Origin of the sequence: Psychrobacillus insolitus (assembly GCF_003254155.1) — a bacterium.
Taxonomy (GTDB): Bacteria; Bacillota; Bacilli; order Bacillales_A; family Planococcaceae; genus Psychrobacillus; species Psychrobacillus insolitus.
This window is the reverse complement of the sequence record NZ_QKZI01000001.1, coordinates 76,349-100,475: the sequence shown is the minus strand read 5'-3', so window position 1 is coordinate 100,475 and position 24,127 is coordinate 76,349. Positions and strand designations below refer to the sequence as shown.

Here is a 24,127-nt window from a genome sequence, read left to right as displayed (position 1 = left end):
CGCGAATACATGGTTTGGGCATAAATTCCGTAGACACGAATTACTTACGCCGTTTTCGATCCATTAAAAAAACGGGCAGACATATAATATATGTCTGCCCGCCGATATGAGAACATGTACATGACATGTTACAGTCGATCGTGTGCTAACCAGTCAACAACTTACTGTGTCGAACAGGTGAGAAGCGGGCAGCCTCTTCTTATACCGCAAACTTGTATTCAATAACTTATATAATATTATCACTTGAAATTATGTTTGTCAACTAAAAATATTACTTATTTACTTCTTCTTGAATTCGAGCTAGGAAGTCTGCGAAAGGAATACTTTCCGATTGCTGTTCTCCGTATTTACGAACATTTACATTTCCTGATTCTAATTCTTTATCTCCTAAAACAAGCATGTATGGAATTTTTTGCATTTGAGCTTCACGAATTTTATAACCCATTTTTTCCTCGCGGTCATCCATTTCTACACGCAATCCTGCAGCTACTAATTGCTCTTCGATTTGTTTTGCAAATTCGAAATGCACTTCGTTTGATACTGGAATAATTTCTACTTGAACTGGCGCTAACCAAGTTGGGAATGCCCCTTTATATTCTTCTATTAAGAAAGCAACGAAACGCTCCATAGTAGAAACGACACCACGGTGAATTACAACTGGACGATGTTGTTTACCATCTTCCCCAATATAGTTTAAGTCAAAGCGCTCTGGTAATAAGAAGTCAAGTTGAACAGTTGATAATGTCTCTTCTTTCCCAATAGCAGTTTTCACTTGCACATCAAGTTTAGGACCATAAAATGCAGCTTCATCTTCTGCTTCGAAGTAATCTAATCCAAGTTCATCCATTGCTTCTTTTAACATACTTTGCGCTTTTTCCCACATTACATCGTCGTCAAAATATTTTTCTTTATTCGCAGGATCGCGATAAGACAAGCGGAATGTGTAGTCTGTTAAATCAAAGTCTTTATAAACCGAGATGATTAGCTCAACTACCTTTTGGAATTCCACTTTAATTTGATCGGGACGGACAAAAAGATGAGCATCATTTAATGTCATTCCACGAACACGTTGTAAACCTGATACTGCTCCAGACATTTCATAACGGTGCATTGTACCAAGTTCAGCTATGCGTAACGGAAGATCTCGGTAAGAATGCATACCAGCTTTGTAAACCATCATATGGTGCGGACAGTTCATTGGACGAAGTACTAACGTTTCGTTGTCCATTACCATCGGTGGGAACATAGAGTCTTGATAGTGCTCCCAGTGTCCTGATGTTTCATAAAGTTCTTTTGAGCCAAGCACTGGTGTATATACATGTTTATAACCAAGTCTAAGCTCTTTGTCTACAATATAACGCTCGATTACACGACGAATTGTTGCTCCGTTAGGTAACCAAAGTGGCAACCCTTGGCCTACTTTTTGAGAATTGGTAAATAAATCTAGTTCTTTCCCGATTTTACGATGATCGCGCTCTTTCGCTTCTTCTAGCATTGCTAAATGGTGTGTAAGTTCTTCTTTTTTGAAGAATGCAGTACCATAAATACGTTGAAGCATTTTATTGTCGCTATTTCCGCGCCAATACGCTCCAGCGATACTTAATAGTTTGAATTCTTTAAGTTTTCCTGTCGACGGAACATGTACTCCACGGCAAAGGTCAAAAAATTCACCTTGTTCATAAATAGAAACTTGTTCTCCTTCAGGAATTGCTCCTAGAAGTTCTACTTTATATTCATCATCTTTAAATTTATCAAAAGCATCTTGACGAGATACATTTAGACGCGTAATTTGGATATTTTCATTAATGATTTTTTTCATTTCTTTTTCAATTAAAGGTAAGTCTTCTGCTGTAATTGGTTCTGGTGAATCAATATCATAGTAGAAACCATTTTCAATAACTGGACCAATACCTAATTTTACATCTTTAAATAGACGTTTTACTGCTTGTGCTAATAAGTGAGCAGAACTATGACGTAATACTTCTAAACCTTCTTCTGATTCGGGAGTAATAATTGCAATATCTCCATCTTGTGTAATTGGTGTTTTTAAATCGATCAATTGTCCGCTTAATTTACCTGCTAGTGCTTTTTTACGTAATCCAGGACTAATTGATTGAGCAATTTCTTCTGTAGTTGTGGAAACAGGAAATTCCTTTACTGCTCCATCTGGAAATTTCAACTTTATAACTTCTGTCATTTTGAACACTCCTCTTAAAAAAATATAAAAAACCCCCTCCCTAAAAAGGGACGAGGTTAAATCGTGTTTCCACCCTTCTTCTGTCTATTGCATACCAAATAATATAGACGAAGCTCTGCATCGGCTAACGGACCGGTAACCGATAATTTTAACATTAGGTTAAAGTTACTGCTCGGAGGTGGTAAATCGATTGCCGATACTTAAGAAGCTTACAGCCTAGGCTTCTCTCTCTTTAAAGTCGTACAAACTGATTATTGTCCTCTTCAACGCATTTGATTATTCTTCTGTCAAAATTATACGCCACTCAAAAAGCATTTGCAAGTAGTTAAACAAATTTACCAAGGTCTAATTGAAACTAACATTTCCATCTATATCCAAAGGTAAACATAGACGATTACTATTCCTTATCTCTCCAATTTTTCCCATGGAGTGAAATAGGAATAGTAAGAGATCGAATACGCTCCATAATTCTACCAGCTTTAACAACTTCTTTTTCTCCGCGTTGCGTAAATGATAAATGATGTTCTAATTCATCATAGTTAAAGTTTGAGGTCAAGAAAGTTGGTAACTGCTCAGACATTCTATATTGTAGGATTGTCCCTAAAATTTCATCTCTTGTCCAGCTAGACATTGTTTCCGCTCCAATATCATCTAACATTAAAACAGGGGCACGTTTAACAAATTCAATCTTTTCAGAAAGAGTTTGATCTTGTATTGCTTGTTTCATCTCACGGAAAAATTCTGGAACATAAACAACTACTGAATGAATATGTCTTGCCGCTAATTCATTTGCTAGGGCACCAAGTAAATATGACTTTCCAACACCGAATTTCCCACTAATATACAACCCTTTCGGAGGCAATACATTTGTACGTTCCCATTCATTCAAAAAGTTTTTTGCTGCTCGAACTGCAACGACTCGACTACCATCTTCTAAGTCGACTCCCGCTAAAGTTGCTTCCATTACTTCTTTTGGCATATGAATACTGTCAATCATAGATGTTACTTTCTTTCGTTCATCCTCTATAATTCCACGTTTACAACGAACATATTCTATATCAATTAAATTTCGATCTAAAATCAGCTTCGGTTCATATCCCTTCATGAAATTGGTACACAACTCTAGTGATTGGCAAGAATCGCACTGATGAGATTGAGATTTATATTCATATAATTTACTTAAACTACGATCTACGATTTGCTTAGATATAACTGAAGCGTTGTCTTCCAAGAATTTCTGTATTCCTGGATTTTCTAACACTTCTTTCTTTATATCATCAAGCCTTGTTGAAAACTCAGGTGATTGTACAACTCTTTTCAATGTTTCATTAATACGCTCCACTTAATCCACCTACCTTTTCGTTACGCCAAGTTCAGCTAATAATTGTCTTCTCTCTTCATCTATATTTTGTATGCCATTTGTTTCTTTTCCAGATTGTTTCGTTTCACCGTCTTTTTTATAGAACCAATCTGGCACTTTTTCTTCTCTTGTTGGCTTTTTCGTATATGTTTTTTGTTTCGAACCTTCATTTTTCCACTTCGTATATTGCTCGTGTTCATTTCTTGCTAGTTCCATCGCTTCTTTAGCAGTTTGAACATCTTTGCGCATCCAGTGAGAGGCAATTTTTTCTGCATAATTTTTAGTAAGCTTCATGTCTGTTCGCAGTAAAACATATTGCAACAATACATTTACTACACCTACCGGCATTTTAAAATGTGTCACAAAATGATTCGCCAATTGCACATCTGCTAAAATAGGCTCTTTTCCATTTGCAATATCCTTTAACACATCAATAGGAGCAGTTGTTTCCAAATAATGAATTAACTCTTCCTCTTTTGTAAGCGGGGTAGTATTAAGAAGAGCTGGAGTTTTAATCTCCACTATTTTTTGGATAATTGGTGCATTTTTAGATACGGTGAGCTTATAAAAATCTGCACACGCCTTCTTGATCCTAGACTCTGAGAGTTGCAACTCGTCATCTAATGCAAGAATGACTACTTTTTGCATATCAATAGGGTTTAATTTGTAAAGAAAGGCTAGCTTTGCAATTACTTCTTTTGCTTCTAGCGTCAAAGCTGATTTTGGAACTAATTGTTCTGATAATCCATCTTGTAATAAAGCAAAGTCAAAGCCTTCATAGTAAAAAGGAATACTCGATTTTCTAGCTTTCGATTCAAATTGCTCATCGTTGCTAATCGTATTTCCAGTTTTAGTAGAGGGTTTAAAAACATCCATAAATGTTCGAGAGACGTCTGAAAATCCTTCTTTCCATTTAGTTGGTTGTATAAACCGATTCCTTAACTGTTTATATGCGTTTTCTCCAACCTTGTTGAGTAGAAACATCGATAACAAAGGATCTTTTAAAAAGGATTCTGCATCAAGAGGAGCAGATAGTTCATAATAAAAGGCTCTTTCATTATTCTCTGTTTTTTTAAAGCTTCGCAATAACCCTATTGCTTCAAGGGTAATTCTAGCCTGAAAAATTTTACCTACCGGAAAACCTAGTACATTCATCAAATGATAATGTGTCCATTGGTCGTTATTTTTTCCTTCTCCATCTGCCCAAAAAGTTAAATATAAACTTATGGCTTCTGCCCCAACTATCGGTTGGTAAAACAATGTTAATAATTGTCGGTCATAATCTGAGAAAGAATACGGCAGACGAATCATATATGTATCAGCTGGTTGTAGCTCTTTATATAACATCGACAACTGCACCTACTCTCTTTATTTCATCTACTTTTTTCTTAAAGTGAAGGGTTTTTCTTCATAATTTCTTTTAATTCCTCAATAAATACATTAATATCTTTGAATTGTCGATACACGGAAGCAAATCGAACATAAGCAACTTCATCTACTTTTGACAGCTTGTCCATTACTTTTTCTCCAACTTCTTCACTTTTCACTTCAGAATTTCCCGCTCTTCTCAGTTCTTTTTCAATAGAAAAAACAATATTTTCTAATACATCTAGTGCAACTGGTCTTTTTTCACACGCACGTATGAGACCACGTAAAATTTTCTCCCGACTAAATTCTTCTCGAGACCCATCTTTTTTCACAAGAACTAATGGTGTCTCTTCTACTTTTTCAAAAGTTGTGAATCGAAAACCACAATCTTCACATTCTCTTCTTCTTCTAATTGCTTTGCTGTCATCCACCGGACGTGAATCGACAACTTTCGTGCCATTAAATTGACATGCTGGGCATCTCATATAGACCTCTCCTAATTCCAAACATTAATTTATATATCTAGTATAACAAGATTCGACTATAAAATCGAAAAAGCAGAGGAATACATCCTCTGCCTATTATTTAAGCTACGTAATGGAGATTTTAATTGAACTTTTACTGTTTGCTTTGACATACTTACTTAGTAGTCTGTATGCAAAAGTACGTGAACACTATTATATGTTTATTTACTTCATTATGCAACTATAGATATTCCTAGCTATAGCCATGATAGATAAATGAAAAGTTGGTGAAATAAAAAAACCTGATCCACGCTGATTTTCGTTACGAGCGGACGCTTTCCGTGGGGCGTGCGGTGAGCCTCCTCGTCGCGAAAACCGCGCTCCTGTGGGGTCTCACCTGTCACGCTAATCCCACTGGAGTCGCCGCTCGCAACGAAAATCAGATAAGAGAATAATATAGGGGAAATAAGTACAACTAGATATAGAAAATAAGAATTGAAAAACTACATAAAAAAAGACTGCCGCAAAAAATCAGTTTTCCTGACTTTCTGGACAGTACTGTGACAAATAAATAAATTATAGCCAACTAAAATTATAGTGCTGCTGCTGCTACTTTTTTCGTTAAATCTACTACACGAGCAGAGTAACCCCACTCGTTATCATACCAAGCGATAACTTTAACTTTACGTTTACCAATTACCATTGTAGACAAACCATCAATAGTTGTTGAATTCGTAGTAGTATTAAAGTCTATAGAAACTAGAGGTTCCATCGTAAGTTCAAGAATTCCGTTCATTGATTCCTCTGATGCTTTTACAAATGAAGCATTTACATCTTCAATCGTTACATCCTGCTGTAAATCAACTACTAAATCTACTAAAGACACATTTGGAGTTGGCACTCGTAAAGCCATTCCATGCATTTTTCCTTCTAACTCTGGTAAGACAAGTGTCAGTGCTTTTGCAGCACCAGTCGTCGTAGGAATAATAGATTGGGCACATGCACGAGCACGACGCAAATCCTTATGTGGATTATCTAAGTTATTTTGATCATTTGTATATGAATGAATAGTTGTCATTAAACCATTTTCAATTCCAAAAGTGTCATTTAATACTTTTACAACTGGAGCTAAACAGTTCGTTGTACAGCTAGCATTAGAAATAATATTATGTACGGATACATCTAATTTGTCATCATTTACACCCATTACAATTGTGATATCTTCATTTTTCGCAGGAGCTGTTATAATTACTTTTTTGGCTCCAGCTTCTATATGAGCTACTGCTTTTTCTCCATCATTAAAGACGCCTGTTGATTCAATAACGATATCAACATTAAGTTCTTTCCAAGGTAAATTTGCAGGATTACGATCATTAACGATTTGAACACGTTTTCCATTGACGATTAGTGCATCTTCGTCAATTTCAATTGTTCCAGAAAAAGTGCCATGTGTAGAATCATATTTAATGAGATGCGCCAATGTTTCTAATGGGTATCTTACATTTATTGCTACAACATTTAAGTCATCTTGCACTATTGCTTGACGAAATACCATACGACCAATACGTCCAAACCCGTTTATTGCGATTGAAGCTACCATATATAAATCCTCCTGTAACTGTGTGATACTTTATATTTTTTATCTTGAATTAGTATAACATAATTACAGAATTGTGTAGCCTCTAAAATAGAAAAATTAAATTTATTATTTCCAAGCTAGTAGAATTTTATTTAGTTGTTCTTCTGTTGACTCTAAGGTGCCGTTATTATAAATAACTGCATCTGCACCTTTTTCTTTAATCGAAAGTGGTAGCTGAGATTGAATTCTTGCCTTTGCTTCCTCTAATGAATAATTATTGCGAGCCATCAATCGAGCTAACTGTATTTCTTCGGTCACCGTTACTACCAATATTTTATCCACATAGTGCGAAAGCTTACTTTCAAATAATAGAGGGATATCCATAACAATCGTAGGATGACCTTCTTTTATCAGCTCTTCTTTTTGTCGTAGCATTTCTGCTCGAATCGCAGGATGAATAATGTCATTTAGTTGCTTTCGTTTCGAAGGGTTCGTAAAAATGATTTCACCTAATTTTCCACGATGAAGTGAACCATCATCCGCTATTACCTCTTCACCAAAGGACTCTGTAATAGACTCTAGTGTTTTTGATCCCTTCTCCACTACAATTCTTGCGATTAAATCCGCATCGATGATTGGAAATCCTAATTTACTTAGCATATTTGACACTGTACTTTTTCCACTCGCAATACTTCCTGTTAATCCAATAATCATACATTATCAAACTTCCACTATCGCTGACACGCTGGGCAATACGTAGAAGTTCTTCCCCCTATCGTCTGTTGCTTAGTTTTCTTCTCACATGTAGGACAAATCTTTTTCCCATACATTTGTAATCTATTTTGCATATTTCCGGTTTCCCCATTAATCCTCCGATAATCTGAAATAGTACTTCCACCATTTTCAATACTATCTAACAGAACAATAACTATTTCATCAAACAACTGAATTTTTCGTTTTTCACTAATACGCTTCACTTTTCTACCGGGATGTAAATTCATACGAAACAATGCTTCTGTTGCGTAAATATTTCCACAACCAGAAACAATTTGTCCATCCATGATAAATTCTTTAATTGGCTTATTTTCATATTTGGGCAATGTACTTTTTTCTAAATAATGTGGTAATGCACCCGTATCAAATGGTTCTGGTGCCATTAACAATAATGGCGGATGATCCGCTTCACTTATGATTAGTCGAAGTTCTCCAAATCGTCGAATATCCGCATATACTAGTAAATCGCCATTATCAAAATGCAAAATTACATGCGCATGACGCTTAAATTTATCCTCTTCAATGTCATGAAGTGTTTTTACGTAAAACCAAGCACCTGACATACCTAGATGCGATACGAGCAAATAGGGAAGCCCATCTTTCATTAGGTGAAAGTATATATATTTGGAACGTCTTTCAATGGATTCAATCGTCATATTAGGCAAAGAGTTACGAAAAGTATCGACATCCGCACCTTTTATTATTGCCTCTTTCCCACTTGCTTTAGAATTAATAATCGTTTCAGATACATCTACCGAAACAATTGTTTTACCAGTAACAATCGGTTTTAACTCTCGAACGAGTCCTTCTACTTCTGGTAATTCAGGCATTACATACACTCCTTACTTCGTATCATACCAAGATGAACCAAATGCATAATCCACTTTTAATGGAACATTTAACTTGATTGCTGCTTCCATTACTTCTGGGACAATTTTTTCAAGTAATGCAAGTTCTTCTCTTGGTGCTTCAAAGATCAATTCATCATGTACTTGTAATAACATTTTCGATTGCATATTTTCATCAATTAATCTCTGCGCCATATCAATCATCGCTTTTTTTATAATATCCGCTGCGCTACCTTGGATTGGTGTATTCATTGCAGTACGCTCCGCAAAACTACGCAAGTTAAAATTAGAGCTCGTAATTTCCGGTAAGTATCTTCTTCTATTTAAAATAGTCGTCACAAAGCCTCTTTGTTTTGCTTCTTGTACAATCTCATCCATGTACACCTTAACTCCTGGGAAGCTATTTAAATACTGCTTTATAAACGTTGCAGCTTCTTTACGCGTAATATTCAAATTTTGAGATAAACCATAATCACTAATGCCATAAACAATTCCAAAGTTAACCGCTTTCGCAGCTCGTCTCATATCTGATGTTACGTCTTCTTTTTCCACATGGAATACATCCATCGCTGTTTTTGTATGAATATCCATATCTTGATTAAATGCATCCACTAGATTAACATCTTCTGACATATGTGCAAGCACGCGAAGTTCAATTTGAGAATAATCTGCTGCAAACATAACCCAATCCGGATTAGAAGGAACAAATGCCTTTCGAATCTTTCTTCCTTCTTCTAAACGAACTGGAATATTTTGCAGATTTGGATTAATTGAGCTCAAACGTCCAGTAGAAGTTAAGGCTTGTTGATAACGTGTATGTATTTTTCCGTCATCTTCATGTATTTCTTTCAATAACCCTTCAATATACGTAGAGTTAAGCTTGCCTAGTTGACGATAATGTAATATTTGTTCAATAATTTCATGCTCACTAGCAAGTTTCTCTAAAACATCCGCAGCAGTGGAATAACCCGTTTTGGTTTTCTTCAATGGGGTTAGCCCTATTTTTTCAAATAAAATCACACCAAGCTGTTTAGGTGAATTAATATTAAATTCTTCTCCAGCTAAAACATAAATATCTTTTTCAATTATTTGAAGTTTTCCTTCTAAATCTTGTCCCATTTCAACTAGAATTTGTTTATCTACTTTTACACCATCCGATTCCATTGTTCCTAAAATCGATGCTAATGGTAATTCTAATTCTTTATATAAACTATATTGTTCATTTTCTTTTAATTTTTCTTCCAGTGTGGGTTTTAAATTCCATAATGCTTGTGCTTTTCTACTTGCATGTTCTGCAATTTTATCCAACTCTGGTGTCGATTTTTTTGCGCCTTTTCCGTATACACTGTCATTCGTTAATACATTATAATAGCCAAATTCTTTTGCTATTGACGAAACGTCATCCGAAGAGATAGATGGATTCACGATATATGCCGCTAATAGTAGATCAAAATCAACACCATGCATACTGACTTTGTGCTTCCTACTAACTGCTTGTGTTGCTTTTGAATCCGCTAAATATTTTATCTTCGTGGCATCTTCTAACCATGTACAAAAAACAGGTGATTCAAATGCAATTGATCCCGGAACAAAATAACTCTCTTCTCCGTTAAATAAGCTGATTCCTAATAATTCACTTGTATGATATTGCTCATCATACATTTCCAAATGGAGTGCCATTGTATCTTGAAGAATGGACGCATCAATTTCATCCAGAATTGTAAATTGTATTTCAGTCGTCTCTTGGTCTTCCTCAACATACTCAGTTTTCTCTAATAGTGTTTTAAAAGAAAGCTCCTTCCATATAGCTACGACATCTTCCATATTAGGTCCACTATAAGTCAAATCTTCTATCGCCACTTCAATAGGAGCATTCACTTCTATCGTCGCAAGTGACTTACTCATTTTGGCCTGCTCTTCATTTGCAGTCAGTTTCTCTTTTAGTTTTACTCCACTAACTGTATCTAAAGCTTGATACAGATTTTCTACGGAACCATGTTCTTTTAATAATTTGATGGCCGTCTTTTCGCCAACTCCAGGTACGCCGGGAATATTATCAGAAGCATCTCCCATCAGACCTTTCATATCAATAATTTGAAGCGGAGTTAATCCGTATTTTTCTTCTATATGTGCAGGTGTATATTTTTCAATATCCGTGATTCCTTTTCTTGTTATATAAACGGTTGTCTTGTCTGTAGATAACTGTGTTAAATCTTTATCTCCAGAAACAATGACAACTTGCTGCCCTTTTTCGTAAGCTTGCTTGCTAAGCGTCCCAATAATATCATCTGCTTCGTACATTTCAAGTTCATATCGTTTAATGCCATATGCATCAATTAGTTTACGTATATAAGGAAACTGCTCCGATAATTCTGGTGGCGTCTTTTGTCTTCCACCTTTATATTCTTCAAAAGTTGAGTGTCTAAAAGTTGTTTTCCCAGCATCAAATGCAACCAACATATGTGTAGGTTTTTCTTCTTCCATAATTTTTTGAAGCATCATGGTAAAACCATAAACAGCATTCGTATGAATACCGTGCTCATTTGTTAATAAAGGTAATGCGAAAAAAGCTCGATACGCGAGACTATTTCCATCTAATAATAGAATTTTTTCGGATGCCATTTTAGGTTCACTCCTTAAATTTGAAATGCGGTACTTGATGTCTACATTTGGACAAATAATAAAACCGTCATTCCCTATATCTTACCACGTGGATAAGGGGAATGACGATTCATATACTTATTCTAAGGATCCAGACAAGATACTGGCATACGGAGAGTCAGATGGAATAATAATCATCGTATCCTCTCCAATTGTTTTTTTGTAAGACTCGAGCGTCCGGTAAAGAGAATAAAACTCAGGGTCTTTTGAAAATGATTGGTTGTATATTTTTGCAGCTTCTGCATCGCCCTCTGCCGTAATAATTGCAGCTTCTTTTTTGGCAGTTGCTAGCATTTCTCTTACTTGACGATCTGTTTCCGCTTCAATACGACGTTTGTCAGCATCCCCAGTAGATAAGAATTTCTGCGCGATACTTTGTCGTTCTGAAATCATTTCATTGTAGACTGATTGCTCATTTTCTTCTGGTAAATCAGTCCGTTTAATACGTACATCCACCACTTCTATCCCGTAATTATCTTTTTTAAGCAATTCATTTACATGCGTTGTAATTTGATCATTTAAGCTTCCTCTAGATGAGTTCTCATCATTAATAATCTCGTTATAGTTTAGTTGCCCAAGTTCAGAACGTACAACGGAATAGATGAATTCTTCCATACGAGAACCCGCGTTTACAAGGGTCCCTGCACTTGTAATCATTTCTTTCGCGTTCACTACTCTCCATACAGCATAATTATCAATAATAATTCGACGTTTGTCTTTCGTGTTAATTTCCGCTTCCGATAACTTATAGTTCATTTGGTATTTGGGAACGGTAGTCACACTTTGAACAAAAGGTATTTTCATATGTAAGCCAGGTGATTCTTTAATATCTTTTATCTCTCCGAACTGACGAATAACTTTAAATTCTCCTTCCTTCACAACATATATATTTGCAAATGCAATGACAAGAAGGATGAACAAAGCAAAAATAACTAGAAAAGATTTCGTATACTTTTTATAATCAATTGGAACTTTTTCTTTTTTAGGCTTTTTTTGTGTTTCTTTAAATTTTTCTTCTAAGTTTGCAAATGGATTTTTTTTATCCGCCATTATTGTCCACTCCCATTTTCTGATTCTGTTTCCGGAGCAACTGGTGGGGTAGTTTGCTTAGTAGATTCTACAGGTTGAAGTGGCAAGTATTTCATCGTTCCACCATCGTCATTCATAATGTATATTTGTGCGTTTGGTAATACCGCATCTAATGTTTCCATCACAAGTCGTTGTTTCGTAATCTCTTTATTGTTTTTGTATTCGGCAAAAATCTTATCAAACAATGCTACATCTCCTCGTGCTTGTTCAGTACGAGCAGTTTTGTATCCTATAGCATTTGAAATAATGGCATCTTTTTCTCCAATTGCTTCACTTAACTTTTGGTTTTCATATTTCTCTGCCTGGTTCACTTTAGTATTTTTCGTTTCTTCGGCATCTGTTACAGCAGTAAATGCAGAACGAACTTCGGCATTCGGCAGTTCCACGTCTTGCAATTTTACGGAAAGTACAGTAATTCCAATATCATACTTTTCGATTAAAGAACCAAGTAACTCAACGGTATCTGCTTCAATTTGCCCTTTTCCTGAAGTAAGTGCATCATCAATTTTAGAATTACCAATTACGGAACGAATGGATGCTGAAGTAGCATCATGTAATAATTCTTGTGGACTTTCTGAATTGAATAAATATGATTTTGGATCTGTAATCTTATACTGAACGACTAAATCAGTCAAAACGATATTGTCGTCACCAGTAATCATTTTAGTTTCTTTATCAAAGGAAGTTACTTCCCCATCCGCTGCTTGCTTATAACCAAATCGCAGACTAAATGTTTCTTTAGATAGCTTTTCTACCTTTTGGATTGGCCAAGGTATTTTAAATTTTAAACCAGACTCCGTAATGGGGTCACTAGCTTCACCAAATGTAATAACAATTGCTTGCTCTGATTCATCTACGGTATACCAAGATGTTAAGACAGCAGATAATAGAATGATTCCAATAAATGATGTAATAATGATCGTAACTAATCTTTTGGCACTCATCTTTATTCCCCTTTCTATGTATATCTTATTTTACGGATGAATATACTATAAGTTTCAGAAAAATAAAAAAAAGCTAGCACAAGCTAGCTTTTTTTAGCAAAACATTTGGAAAAGGGGTCTGATTAAATATATCAAACAATTGTAAATTCAATGTGTTTTAATTGTAAACTTTTCATCACCAATTATTATTCTTGTACTTTTTATAATAATTAAACTGACGAGCTAGTAGAAAGAGTTTTCTCGTAAGATGTTTATCTTTTTTATAAAACAATGGATTTCCCCATTTACCATCTCTTAATAATTGTCTAACTTCTTTTTGAATCTCTTTATTTTCAACAAATTTTTTCAATACTATTTTAGGAACAACTGTGAATAAATAATGTTCATCTAATAATGTAAGTGGCTTTTCTTTTTGATAAATAACATCATCTACAAAATAACGTGCCATATTATGACCAAGAGCAGTCGTATAATAACTTGAACGTCCTTGCCTTATATTTACTTCAAACACTTTAAATTTCCCATCACGTTCATCAAACTTCAAATCAAAGTTTGCAAATCCAACATAGCCTACAGCCTCTAAAAAACGCTGTAATTTTACCATCATTTCTTCATTATATCTTGTGATTAAAGCAGTGTAGTTACCAATTGCTGTAACCGTATGTTCTTGCAGTACTACTTGGGCAAACGTCCCTAATTGCGCTTTCCCTTTTGAACTCATGTAAAATACAGAATCCCACATATATGTATCATCACCAGGGATATAATCTTGAATGATAAGATCTTCTTCATAACCACTAGCATTCACTTGGTCAATAACATCATTCAATTCTTCTCTATTTTCCACTCGGTATACTTTTTGTTGACCAGGGAATTTATTTTGGTAATATTGAACACCATCACTTGGTTTAATAATTAAAGGAAATAGAACTTCCTCTTTGAAAACTTCTTTCTTCGCACACGAATAATAATACGTTTTTGGCGCGTCTAATCCATGCTCTTCACATAACTTATAAAAATTAGTTTTGACCAAAAGATTATTCATCAAATCTTCTGCCATATAATTAAATACATACATCTCTTTTAGAACAGCTGCATGTTCAATAATTAAGCGAACATAGAAATCATTCGTTCCAATTAATAACAGTTGTTTTCCTGGAACACTATACTTTTCGGCAACTTTAATTAGAACTTGTACAAATGATGTTTTATCCCACAAATTTGCATGTATTTCTGTATGTTCAATAATATTACTCCATTTAGTGAAAGACATTGCTTCTTTACCAACTAAGATTGGCTTTATATTATATTCTTCATGAAATGAAATAGCCATATTGTATGCGTTTATATCAGTTCCGATAATTATCGGAATAAATGGTTTGTTATTCATATTTACCTCCGTTAAGTATTAACAATAGGGATGTATACTTTAAAAATAGTACCTTTCCCTTCTTCACTATGCACCTCGATATACCCTTGATGTGCTTCAACTAGATGTTTCACGATGGCAAGACCAAGGCCTGTACCTCCTGAGTTTCTACTTCTAGCACGGTCTACCCGATAAAAACGCTCAAAAATACGCGTTATTTCTACTTTACTAATCCCAATTCCTTGGTCTTCTATTTCAAAAATCCCATACTTTTTATTTTGATAAACACTTAGCTTAATCATTGTATTTTCGAGAGAGTAATTAATCGCATTAGCAATTAAATTAACGATAATTTGTTTTAGACGGTTCGTTTCCCCTAGTATTACAACTTGTTCATCTATATTCGTTTCAATCGTTATATTCTTTTTATCAGCTAAATGAATAGTCAATTCAATGCTACTATTAATAATTTCACTGAAATATACTTTTTGTTTAGAAATTTCATAGCCTGTTTGCTCTACTTTAGAAAGATCTAATAAGTCGATAATAAGTGCTTGTAATCGATTGCTTTCCTTATGTATTATTTCTAAAAATGAAAGGAGTGTTTCTTCCTTTTTATAAGCGCCAAATAATAGAGTCTCAGAAAATCCTTTGATAGAAGTAACAGGAGTCTTTAATTCATGAGATACATTTGCAACAAAGTCTTTTCTCACTTGCTCTAGCTTTTTTAACTCTGTAATGTCATGCATGACGATCACAATTCCAAGCCATCTACCGTGTTCTCCTATAACTGGAGCTCCGTATGCATCCATGTAATAAGTAAAATGATTTTTTTTAATATTAAGTTGTTGTCGATTGGAGGATTCAGTTAAGAATAGCTTGTCGATAAACTCTTCTATTTGATCTGGAAGTCCTATTTTACGGAACAACTTTCCATCCACATCTTCAAACTTAAGTTGAAAGAGTTTCAAAAATGATCGATTGGCAATTGTTGTTTCTCCATTTCGATCAATCATTAATAGCGCACTTCCCATATTTTCAATTAACGTTTTTAGTCGTTCTTTCTCCGTTTCACGCATAACTGAAATATCGTGTAAATTGCGAGCAAGAATATTAATCGACTTACTAAGTTTTGACATTCCTGAGAAGTCATCTTCAAATGCCCTGACCCGATAATTCCCTTTTGCCAGCTCCATTGCTGTTTGCGTTAAATGTTCAATTGGCACAGCATATTTTTTGAAAACACTTGCACCAATTATAATGGCTATTAGAAAAGCTAAGAACAATATAATAAATAGAAACATCCAAAATGTTTGTTGTATATCAGTACTTTCAATAATGTGGTCATTAAATGAAACTTTATGAATAATTTGATTTTGAATATCTTTTGGTACTTCGGTAGTCGATAAATACGCTGATATATCCTCTACTTTTGAATTAACTAAAGAATTTGCGGTATTATCTACAAATAATGGGTACAGCTGTCCAAGAACAAGACCTACGCCCGCTAGAAGAAGTCCAATTAAGATAGAATATATTCTTAAAATTCTATTTTGAAAAGACATCATTATTACCTAGGCTCCTCAAATTTATAACCAAGGCCTCTAATCGTTTTGATAAATATAGGCTTTCTACTATTCACTTCAATTTTATCTCTTAAGTGACTCACATGAACATCTACAATTCGAGTATCTCCAGCAAAATCATAGTTCCATACCGCACTTAATAATTGATCCCGTGTTAATACACGATTTTTGTTTTCAATTAGATAAACAAGTAATTCAAACTCTTTTGGAGTAAATTCAATTGTTTCATCATTTAACAATACTTCAAATCTTTCCGGGAAAACTTGTAAAGGACCAAAAACGTATTGTTCTTCTATACTTCTTCCTTCAGTTCTCTTAATGTCAGAAGACATCCCCGATCGACGAATCATTGCCTTTACACGAGCGATTACTTCACGAGGACTGAATGGTTTTGTCATATAATCATCCGCACCTAATTCAAGACCAAGAACTTTATCAAACTCTTCATCTTTTGCAGTTAGCATAATAATTGGTGTTTGAATTTTTTTGATACGAAGTTCTTTACAAACTTCCATACCATCCAAGTGTGGTAGCATCCAATCTAATACGATGACATCTGGATTTTCAGTTTTTGCAAGATGCAAACCTTCTTTCCCATCTGCAGCTGTTATAACTTGAAACCCTGCTTCTTCTAAATTATATTTTAACAATGTCACGATTGAGCTTTCATCATCTACAACTAATATTTTTTTCATTTAATAGCCTCCAAAGTTGATTTGAAACCCCCATTCCAAATCACTCAATTGATAACTTAACAAATGTTTCATTTATTGATTCATTTAAAATTATACCTAAAAAGAGAACATCATCTCTCTAAAAGTAAACTACCTTTATCTTAACAATAACCACTAGAAAAGCGCAAGCATCCGCTCAGTATTTTGAGTTTCTATAAAATCAAAAAATAACCGAGCAGGTTTCCCCACTCGATCCTAATTATATTTAGATTAAGCTAAAACGTTCATTACTGCTTTAACTGATTCAGCAGATTTGTTTAATAATGCTTTTTCTTCTTCTAATAATTCAAGTTCGATAATTTTCTCGATACCACCAGCACCAATTATCGTTGGAACACCAAGGTAGATTCCATCCATACCATATTCGCCTTCTAAGTAAGCGATTGATGGTAATACACGTTTTTGATCTTTAAGAATTGCTTCAGCCATTTCAACTAATGATGCGGCTGGTGCATAGTAAGCAGATCCATTACCAAGTAGGTTAACGATTTCAGCCCCACCCTTACGAGTACGAGCAACAATTTCTTCTAAACGAGCAGCATCGATTAAGTTTTCTAATGGAATACCACCAGCATAAGAGTATCTTACCAATGGAACCATATCATCACCATGTCCCCCTAAAACAAAACCAGTTACATCCTTAACAGAAACGTTTAATTCCTGCGCAACAAATGTGCGGAAACGAGCAGTATCAAGTACTCCTGATTGTCCGATTACACGTTCTTTTGATAAACCCGATTCTTTATATACAGTGTAAGTCATTGCATCAACTGGGTTAGTTAATACGATGATTATAGTGTTCGGAGAGTATTTTACAATATCTTTAGTTACAGCTTTCATTACTTTTTGGTTTGTTTGAACTAAGTCGTCACGGCTCATACCAGGTTTACGTGCAATACCAGCAGTAATAATAACTACATCTGAGTCTTTTGTATCTTCATAGTTTGAAGTACCAATAATGTTAGAATCAAAACCTTGCACTGGACCTGCTTGTGCCATATCTAAGGCTTTACCTTTAGTAGCATTTTCAACTTGAGGAATGTCTACTAATACAACATCTCCAAGTTCTTTTTGGGCTAATAAGAAAGCAGTTGTTGCACCTGTAAATCCGCCACCGATAACTGAGATTTTATTACGTTTCAATGTCATGTAGAATCTCTCCTTTTGTTTTTATAAGAAAAGCGCAAGCACCTATCTCTAAACTGAGGGGCTGCTTACGCTAGACAGATACCAAGTAAAAAATTTATACTTTCTCGTCTTATAAAAAAAGAGAGGGTTTTACCCTCTCTAAAAACCAAATTTCATATTAACTTCAGATTAAAGATTTTTAATTAATACGTCACCGAATTCAGAACATTTCACTTCTGTTGCGCCGTCCATTAGACGAGCGAAATCATAAGTAACTACTTTAGAAGCAATAGATTTCTCCATTGAATCCATGATTAATTTCGCAGCTTCGTTCCATCCAAGATGTTCAAGCATTAATACACCTGAAAGAATTACTGAAGATGGATTTACTTTATCAAGTCCAGCATATTTTGGTGCTGTACCATGAGTTGCTTCGAAAATAGCATGTCCAGTTACATAGTTAATATTAGCACCTGGAGCGATACCAATACCACCAACTTGTGCAGCTAGTGCATCCGAAATATAATCACCATTTAAATTCATTGTAGCAACTACATCGAATTCTTTTGGACGAGTTAAAATTTGTTGTAAGAAAATGTCAGCGATTGAATCTTTCACTAAGATTTTACCAGCAGCAATTGCTTCAGCTTGTGCTTTATCAGCAGCTTCTGCTCCTTGCTCTTCTTTAATTACATCGTATTGGTTCCAAGTGAATACTTTATCACCAAATTCTTGTTCAGCAACTTCATAACCCCAATTTTTGAACGCGCCTTCAGTGTACTTCATGATGTTTCCTTTATGTACTATCGTTAATGAAGTACGACCTTCTTTAATGATGTAGTTAAGGGCAGCACGCACTAAACGTTTTGTACCTTCTTCTGAAATTGGTTTAATACCAATACCTGAAGTTTCTGGGAAACGAATTTTGTCTACTCCCATTTCATTTTGAAGGAAATCAATTAATTTTTTTGCTTCTTCTGTTCCAGTTGCATATTCAATACCTGCATAAATATCTTCCGTATTTTCACGGAAAATTACCATGTCAGTATCTTCAGGACGTTTCACTGGAGATGGAACTCCGTTGAAATAACGAACAGGACGAAGACAAGTATAAAGATCAAGTTCTTGACGTAATGCTACGTTCAATGAACGAATACCCCCACCGATTGGTGTAGTAAGTGGTCCTTTAATAGCGATTAAATATTCTTTAATAACGTCTAGTGTTTCTTTTGGTAACCATTCACCAGTTTGATCGAATGCTTTTTGTCCTGCAAGAACTTCTTTCCATTCAAGTTTCTTTTCGCCGTTATATGCTTTTTCAACAGCTGCTTCAAGAACACGTGATGCTGCAGCCCAGATATCAGGACCTATTCCGTCTCCTATAATGAAAGGAATTACCGCTGTGTTTGGTACATTAAGTACACCGTTTTCTACTGTTATTTTACCTGATGTCATTTGTTATTTTCCTCCTACAATTATAATAATATGGTTTTTAACACAAAATGTGCTAAAAACCTAAACCGTACACCTTATTATACCTTACTTATCTTTGTTCGATTGGAATATATTTTTGAATTCCTGGTCCAATGTACTCTGCACGTGGACGAATAAGACGATTATTAGCATATTGTTCAAGAATATGAGCTGTCCAACCAGATACACGTGATACAGCAAAGATTGGTGTAAATAGGTCATGATCAATATTCAATGAATGATAAACAGATGCTGAATAGAAGTCTACATTTGGTGGTAAATTCTTTTGACCAGTAACGATTTCTTCGATTCTAATAGACATGTCATAAAGTTTTGACTCTTCACGAAGTGAAGTAAGTTTTTTAGACATTTCACGTAAATGTTTCGCACGTGGATCGCCTAGTCTATATACACGGTGACCAAAGCCCATAATTTTATCTTTGTTAGCTAATTTTTCATTGATATACGCATCAACATTATCAAGTGTATCAATCTCAGTTAACATTTTCATAACTTGTTCATTTGCACCACCATGAAGTGGTCCTTTTAGTGCACCGATAGCTGCTACAACACCAGAGTAAATATCTGAAAGTGTTGCTACACATACACGAGCAGTAAATGTAGAAGCATTTAACTCATGATCAGCATGTAAAACTAATGCTTTATCGAAAGCTTCAATTTCAATCGCTTCTGGTAACTCTCCTGAAAGCATGTACAAGAAGTTTGCAGCATAACCTAAATCTGTTTTAGGTGCTACTGGTTCTAAACCTTTACGTACGCGTGAGAAAGCAGTTACTAAAGTTGACATCTTAGCTTGTAGTTGGATTGCTTTTAAGTAGTTTGCTTCATCCGACATATCTTCAGCAGCATCATCATACAATGCTAACATAGATACAGCTGTTCTTAGAGCAGACATTGGATGAACTTTGTTTATTGGATAAGTTTTGAAATGATTTAATATTTCTTGAGGAACTGCCATATTTTCTGCAAGTTGTTGTTTTAATTCCGCAAGTTCATCTACTTTTGGTAATTTTTTATGCCAAAGCAAATACACCACTTCTTCAAAACTTGCATTAGATGCTAAATCGTCAATATCATAGCCAACGTATGTAAGAGTATCATCAATAATTGAACTGATAGACGTTTCCGTTGCTACAACTCCTTCTAAACCACGAGTTGCTGTCATTTTTAAATCTCCCCTTTTGCAGTTCAAATAGTTCGATTTACAAAATTCGTAAAAAGAAAGATTAACTGTTTATTAGTTACTTCAAACGCTTGCTCTTTCATTATAATCAATTTTGGCGAACTTGTGAATAATATCGCTTAAATTTTTAAAATAATACATTTTATTTACCAATTTTTTGAAAAGAATGGATGAAAATGATTATAATGCAATTAAATAAGAAAGATTTGTTCTCAAAACTGATACCAATTGTAATTATTATCCTTATTTCATTTGTTGTTTACCCTCTTTCACTGTCCATTCTAGCAGGGTACTTTTTATTTCCAATTACTAAATTCTTAAATAAAAGATGTAAAATCCCACTTTTTCTTAGTGTATTTTTGACAGAATTAATCATTGTATCTGCAGTTTTTTTATTTGGAATATTTATTGTACAAACACTCATTAATATTATTCCATTAATACACGATCATGTTATCTTACTTCCAGTTGCTGAAATGCAAAATCATCCCATTTTTCTCTTGTTCGAAGGAAAGCTCCAATCTCTAATGAATACTTTTATGAACAATGCTTTAATGAATTTAACTCATTTACCTTCTTACTTTTTTGAGCTTTTACTATTTAGTATGGGATTATTTTTTTCTTTGCAGGAATCTATGAAAGATCGACAGTGGTTTTTAGTGTATTTCCCAAAAAAAGCTCGGATTATTTGTCAAAAAGGATTATTAAAATCGACAGATGTGATTAATAAGTTTATATCCGTTGAGATAAAATTATTTTTATTAACATTTTTTTTGTTATCTATTGGATTTCTTACACTAGGATTTCATCAACCAATAAAATACGCTTTTCTCATTTCATTAGTTGATAGCATCCCATTTCTCGGTACTGGAATAATTTTAATACCATTTAGTATATATTTTTTCCTACTCGATCAACATACTTTCGGAGTTATCGTGTTACTTCTGTATATCTTTGTTCAATTAACAAGACATCTAGTGGAATCCATGCTTTGGTCATCCTCTATGCAAATAAAGGCTGTCCACGTCTTTTTTCTAAGCGCGGCAGCCGTTTTAATATTTGGGGTTATAGGAATATTATTTAGTCCCTTTATTTATTTGTTCGCAAATAAGTGGACTGACTTTACTAAGGCTTCATAACAATCACTTGACCACTTTTCATTTTCTTTCGAATCCATTTATATATAAATGGCTTAAATAATATATTTCTAGTAGGTCCAATTAACAGAAGAAAACCTAAAATATCTGATATAAAGCCAGGTAATATGACGAAAATAGATCCGGCAAAAATACAGAGTCCATTAATTGCTTGTTCTGCAGGTGCTTGATAATTCTTTACATTATCGGAAACTTCTCGGAAAGCTTTGATTCCTTGCTTTTTTGCTACGTATGCTCCAATCACTCCTGTAGCGATTATTAATAGAAATGTATACCCTACTCCAATCGTCTTTCCGGATAATAGAAGAATGTATAATTCTACTGCTGGAATAATAATAAATAAACTAATGAACCATTTCATCCAATCACCTTCCATAAAGTAATTGCCTCACCTTTACAGGTGAGGCAATTTTTTAAATAATACTAGCATGTCCATGATAGATGACGCCACTTTCAGCATCTATCGTTAATTCTTGGCCATCTTTAATAAGATTTGTAGCATTATGGACTCCAACAATTACTGGAATACCTAGGCTTAATCCTACAACTGCAGCATGACTTGTTAAGCCGCCTTCTTCCGTTATAAGTCCCTTACAATTTTCTATCGCAGGAACCATATCACGATCTGAACCTATTGTAACAATGATTCTATCTGTTGTATCTTGTCCTTTTAGTTCCTCTGCATTATGGACAATAATTGCTTGTCCATAGGCAGTTGATTTACCTATACCTTGACCTTTTGCTACCATATCTCCAATTACATGAACTTTCATCAAGTTAGTTGTACCTGCTTGACCTACCGGTAGCCCCGCCGTAATAATAACTAAGTCCCCATGTGTAACATATTGATGTAGAATACTTTCTTCTACCGCCACTTCTAAAATTTCATCTGTAGAGTAAGCTTTTTTACCAACGATTGGATAGACACCCCATACAAGTGTTAATTTTCTTGAAGGGATAATAGAGGATGTGACAGCAATAATCGGTACCCCAGGTCTAAATTTAGAAATCATTTTGGCAGTATAGCCACTTTCAGTAGGTGCAATTACAGCTTTTACTTTTAAGTTAATTGCTGTGTGAGCAACTGCTTGTCCCATAGCATCTGTTAGATTCACTTCTCTTGCTTTACTTAACTTTGTCACGATGGAACGATAATCTACAGCATTTTCAGTTGTTTTAGCAATTCTATCCATTGTTTGTACTGCTTCTAGTGGATACATACCAGCTGCAGTTTCTCCTGAAAGCATAATTGCATCTGTACCATCTAAAATAGCGTTTGCTACATCACTTGCTTCTGCACGTGTAGGTCTTGGATTTCTCTGCATGGAATCTAACATTTGTGTAGCAGTTATTACTGGTTTTCCAGCTATATTACATTTATGAATTAGACTTTTTTGCACGAGAGGAACTTCTTCAGCAGGTATTTCAACGCCAAGATCTCCCCTAGCTACCATTAAGCCATCAGAAACTTGAATAATCTCATCAATATTATCTACGCCTTCTTGGTTTTCTATTTTCGGGATAATTTGAATATGAGCACCATTATTCGATTCTAATAATCCTCTTATTTCCATTACATCTTTCGCACGACGTACAAAAGATGCTGCGATGAAATCTACTTCTTGTTCAATACCGAAAAGAATATCTGCTGCATCTTTTTCCGTAATTCCAGGTAATTGAACAGATACTCCTGGAACATTTACACCTTTATTATTCTTTAAAGTTCCCGCATTTTCAATATATGTAGAAATAATCCCTTTATTTGCATCGATATTTGTTACTTTTAACTCGATTAAGCCATCATCTAACAAGATGATTGACCCCACTTGAACATCTTCGATTAATTTTTCATATGAAATAGAGAAACGTTCACTATTACCAAGAACTTCTGACATCGAAATATCAATTGCCTCACCAGAAATTAATTCAATCGCATCATTTTCCATTTTATGCGTACGAATTTCAGGCCCTTTTGTATCTAATAAAATCCCTACAATCTTGCCTGCCTTCTCAGAAGCTTCTCTAATTCTTTTAATTCGTACAGCATGCTCTTCATGGTTGCCGTGTGAAAAGTTCAAGCGTGCTACATTCATTCCTGCTTCAATTAGATTGTCTAACATTTCTACGGATTCACTTGCGGGTCCAATTGTACAAACTATTTTAGTTTTTCTCATGGTCAAGTCCTCTCTAAA

19 protein-coding genes are annotated in these 24,127 nt (G+C 34.7%); 1 reads left to right on the top strand and 18 read right to left on the bottom strand.

The window, feature by feature from the left end; all coding sequences use genetic code 11:
- Positions 1-271 precede the first annotated feature (271 nt).
- The 16 genes from thrS to citZ all read right to left on the bottom strand — a co-directional run bounded on the left by thrS (position 272) and on the right by citZ (position 20,760).
- A complete protein-coding gene (gene thrS / locus C7437_RS00435; RefSeq protein WP_111437687.1) occupies positions 272-2,197 on the bottom strand; it encodes a threonine--tRNA ligase in 1,926 nt (641 codons plus the stop codon).
- A 397-nt stretch (positions 2,198-2,594) separates the two neighbouring features.
- Positions 2,595-3,539 (bottom strand): primosomal protein DnaI, encoded by a 945-nt coding sequence (dnaI, locus tag C7437_RS00430; protein WP_111437686.1) that lies wholly within the window; start codon positions 3,537-3,539, stop codon positions 2,595-2,597.
- 9 nt (positions 3,540-3,548) lie between these two features.
- Positions 3,549-4,904 carry a replication initiation and membrane attachment family protein gene (locus tag C7437_RS00425; protein WP_245909173.1) on the bottom strand — a complete coding sequence of 452 codons (1,356 nt, stop codon included), beginning with the start codon at positions 4,902-4,904 and terminating at the stop codon, positions 3,549-3,551.
- A 41-nt stretch (positions 4,905-4,945) separates the two neighbouring features.
- Positions 4,946-5,410 (bottom strand): transcriptional regulator NrdR, encoded by a 465-nt coding sequence (gene nrdR, locus C7437_RS00420; RefSeq protein WP_111437684.1) that lies wholly within the window; start codon positions 5,408-5,410, stop codon positions 4,946-4,948.
- 571 nt (positions 5,411-5,981) lie between these two features.
- On the bottom strand, positions 5,982-6,989 hold the full coding sequence (locus C7437_RS00415; protein ID WP_111437683.1) for a glyceraldehyde-3-phosphate dehydrogenase: 1,008 nt from the start codon (positions 6,987-6,989) through the stop codon (positions 5,982-5,984).
- Positions 6,990-7,094: 105 nt separating this feature from the next.
- A complete protein-coding gene (gene coaE / locus C7437_RS00410) occupies positions 7,095-7,682 on the bottom strand; it encodes a dephospho-CoA kinase (protein ID WP_111437682.1) in 588 nt (195 codons plus the stop codon).
- Between the two features lie 17 nt (positions 7,683-7,699).
- Entirely contained in the window at positions 7,700-8,572 is an 873-nt protein-coding gene (mutM, locus tag C7437_RS00405) for a bifunctional DNA-formamidopyrimidine glycosylase/DNA-(apurinic or apyrimidinic site) lyase (protein ID WP_111437681.1), read from the bottom strand.
- Positions 8,573-8,584: 12 nt separating this feature from the next.
- On the bottom strand, positions 8,585-11,212 hold the full coding sequence (polA, locus tag C7437_RS00400) for a DNA polymerase I (protein WP_111437680.1): 2,628 nt from the start codon (positions 11,210-11,212) through the stop codon (positions 8,585-8,587).
- 117 nt (positions 11,213-11,329) lie between these two features.
- Positions 11,330-12,301, bottom strand: coding sequence for a protease modulator HflC (hflC, locus tag C7437_RS00395; protein WP_111437679.1), 972 nt, complete (start codon positions 12,299-12,301; stop codon positions 11,330-11,332).
- Positions 12,301-13,284 carry an FtsH protease activity modulator HflK gene (gene hflK / locus C7437_RS00390; protein ID WP_111437678.1) on the bottom strand — a complete coding sequence of 328 codons (984 nt, stop codon included), beginning with the start codon at positions 13,282-13,284 and terminating at the stop codon, positions 12,301-12,303. The genes hflC and hflK overlap by 1 nt, the downstream gene beginning before the upstream one ends.
- A gap of 175 nt (positions 13,285-13,459) precedes the next feature.
- Entirely contained in the window at positions 13,460-14,674 is a 1,215-nt protein-coding gene (locus C7437_RS00385; protein WP_111437677.1) for a carboxylate--amine ligase, read from the bottom strand.
- Positions 14,675-14,685: 11 nt separating this feature from the next.
- Positions 14,686-16,221 carry a two-component system histidine kinase PnpS gene (pnpS, locus tag C7437_RS00380; RefSeq protein WP_111437676.1) on the bottom strand — a complete coding sequence of 512 codons (1,536 nt, stop codon included), beginning with the start codon at positions 16,219-16,221 and terminating at the stop codon, positions 14,686-14,688.
- Positions 16,222-16,223: 2 nt separating this feature from the next.
- Positions 16,224-16,934 carry a response regulator transcription factor gene (locus C7437_RS00375; protein WP_111437675.1) on the bottom strand — a complete coding sequence of 237 codons (711 nt, stop codon included), beginning with the start codon at positions 16,932-16,934 and terminating at the stop codon, positions 16,224-16,226.
- 249 nt (positions 16,935-17,183) lie between these two features.
- Positions 17,184-18,122, bottom strand: coding sequence for a malate dehydrogenase (gene mdh / locus C7437_RS00370; protein WP_111437674.1), 939 nt, complete (start codon positions 18,120-18,122; stop codon positions 17,184-17,186).
- 168 nt (positions 18,123-18,290) lie between these two features.
- The gene (gene icd / locus C7437_RS00365) at positions 18,291-19,556 is read right to left on the bottom strand and encodes an NADP-dependent isocitrate dehydrogenase (protein WP_111437673.1); all 1,266 of its coding nucleotides are present in this window, start codon (positions 19,554-19,556) and stop codon (positions 18,291-18,293) included.
- Positions 19,557-19,644: 88 nt separating this feature from the next.
- Positions 19,645-20,760, bottom strand: coding sequence for a citrate synthase (citZ, locus tag C7437_RS00360; protein ID WP_111437672.1), 1,116 nt, complete (start codon positions 20,758-20,760; stop codon positions 19,645-19,647).
- Between the two features lie 194 nt (positions 20,761-20,954).
- On the opposite strand from citZ, the gene C7437_RS00355 reads away from it, so the two are divergent.
- Positions 20,955-21,917, top strand: a complete 963-nt coding sequence (locus tag C7437_RS00355) for an AI-2E family transporter (RefSeq protein ID WP_170122284.1) — start codon at positions 20,955-20,957, stop codon at positions 21,915-21,917.
- Here the strand turns inward: C7437_RS00355 and C7437_RS00350 are convergent.
- A complete protein-coding gene (locus tag C7437_RS00350) occupies positions 21,904-22,296 on the bottom strand; it encodes an FxsA family protein (RefSeq protein WP_111438942.1) in 393 nt (130 codons plus the stop codon). The two genes, C7437_RS00355 and C7437_RS00350, sit on opposite strands and share 14 nt — an antisense overlap.
- A gap of 52 nt (positions 22,297-22,348) precedes the next feature.
- Positions 22,349-24,109: a pyruvate kinase gene (gene pyk / locus C7437_RS00345; protein ID WP_111437670.1), complete on the bottom strand. Its 1,761-nt coding sequence runs from the start codon at positions 24,107-24,109 to the stop codon at positions 22,349-22,351.
- Between the last annotated feature and the right edge of the window lie 18 nt (positions 24,110-24,127).

What these genes read in the sequence shown, in the direction of transcription:
- thrS (WP_111437687.1), bottom strand. Translation starts at nt 2,197, where the DNA reads ATGACAGAAGTTATAAAGTTGAAATTTCCAGATGGAGCAGTAAAGGAA.
- C7437_RS00425 (WP_245909173.1), bottom strand. Translation starts at nt 4,904, where the DNA reads ATGTTATATAAAGAGCTACAACCAGCTGATACATATATGATTCGTCTG.
- nrdR (WP_111437684.1), bottom strand. Translation starts at nt 5,410, where the DNA reads ATGAGATGCCCAGCATGTCAATTTAATGGCACGAAAGTTGTCGATTCA.
- C7437_RS00415 (WP_111437683.1), bottom strand. Translation starts at nt 6,989, where the DNA reads ATGGTAGCTTCAATCGCAATAAACGGGTTTGGACGTATTGGTCGTATG.
- coaE (WP_111437682.1), bottom strand. Translation starts at nt 7,682, where the DNA reads ATGATTATTGGATTAACAGGAAGTATTGCGAGTGGAAAAAGTACAGTG.
- mutM (WP_111437681.1), bottom strand. Translation starts at nt 8,572, where the DNA reads ATGCCTGAATTACCAGAAGTAGAAGGACTCGTTCGAGAGTTAAAACCG.
- polA (WP_111437680.1), bottom strand. Translation starts at nt 11,212, where the DNA reads ATGGCATCCGAAAAAATTCTATTATTAGATGGAAATAGTCTCGCGTAT.
- hflC (WP_111437679.1), bottom strand. Translation starts at nt 12,301, where the DNA reads ATGGCGGATAAAAAAAATCCATTTGCAAACTTAGAAGAAAAATTTAAA.
- hflK (WP_111437678.1), bottom strand. Translation starts at nt 13,284, where the DNA reads ATGAGTGCCAAAAGATTAGTTACGATCATTATTACATCATTTATTGGA.
- C7437_RS00385 (WP_111437677.1), bottom strand. Translation starts at nt 14,674, where the DNA reads ATGAATAACAAACCATTTATTCCGATAATTATCGGAACTGATATAAAC.
- pnpS (WP_111437676.1), bottom strand. Translation starts at nt 16,221, where the DNA reads ATGATGTCTTTTCAAAATAGAATTTTAAGAATATATTCTATCTTAATT.
- C7437_RS00375 (WP_111437675.1), bottom strand. Translation starts at nt 16,934, where the DNA reads ATGAAAAAAATATTAGTTGTAGATGATGAAAGCTCAATCGTGACATTG.
- mdh (WP_111437674.1), bottom strand. Translation starts at nt 18,122, where the DNA reads ATGACATTGAAACGTAATAAAATCTCAGTTATCGGTGGCGGATTTACA.
- icd (WP_111437673.1), bottom strand. Translation starts at nt 19,556, where the DNA reads ATGACATCAGGTAAAATAACAGTAGAAAACGGTGTACTTAATGTACCA.
- citZ (WP_111437672.1), bottom strand. Translation starts at nt 20,760, where the DNA reads ATGACAGCAACTCGTGGTTTAGAAGGAGTTGTAGCAACGGAAACGTCT.
- C7437_RS00355 (WP_170122284.1), top strand. Translation starts at nt 20,955, where the DNA reads ATGATTATAATGCAATTAAATAAGAAAGATTTGTTCTCAAAACTGATA.
- C7437_RS00350 (WP_111438942.1), bottom strand. Translation starts at nt 22,296, where the DNA reads ATGAAATGGTTCATTAGTTTATTTATTATTATTCCAGCAGTAGAATTA.
- pyk (WP_111437670.1), bottom strand. Translation starts at nt 24,109, where the DNA reads ATGAGAAAAACTAAAATAGTTTGTACAATTGGACCCGCAAGTGAATCC.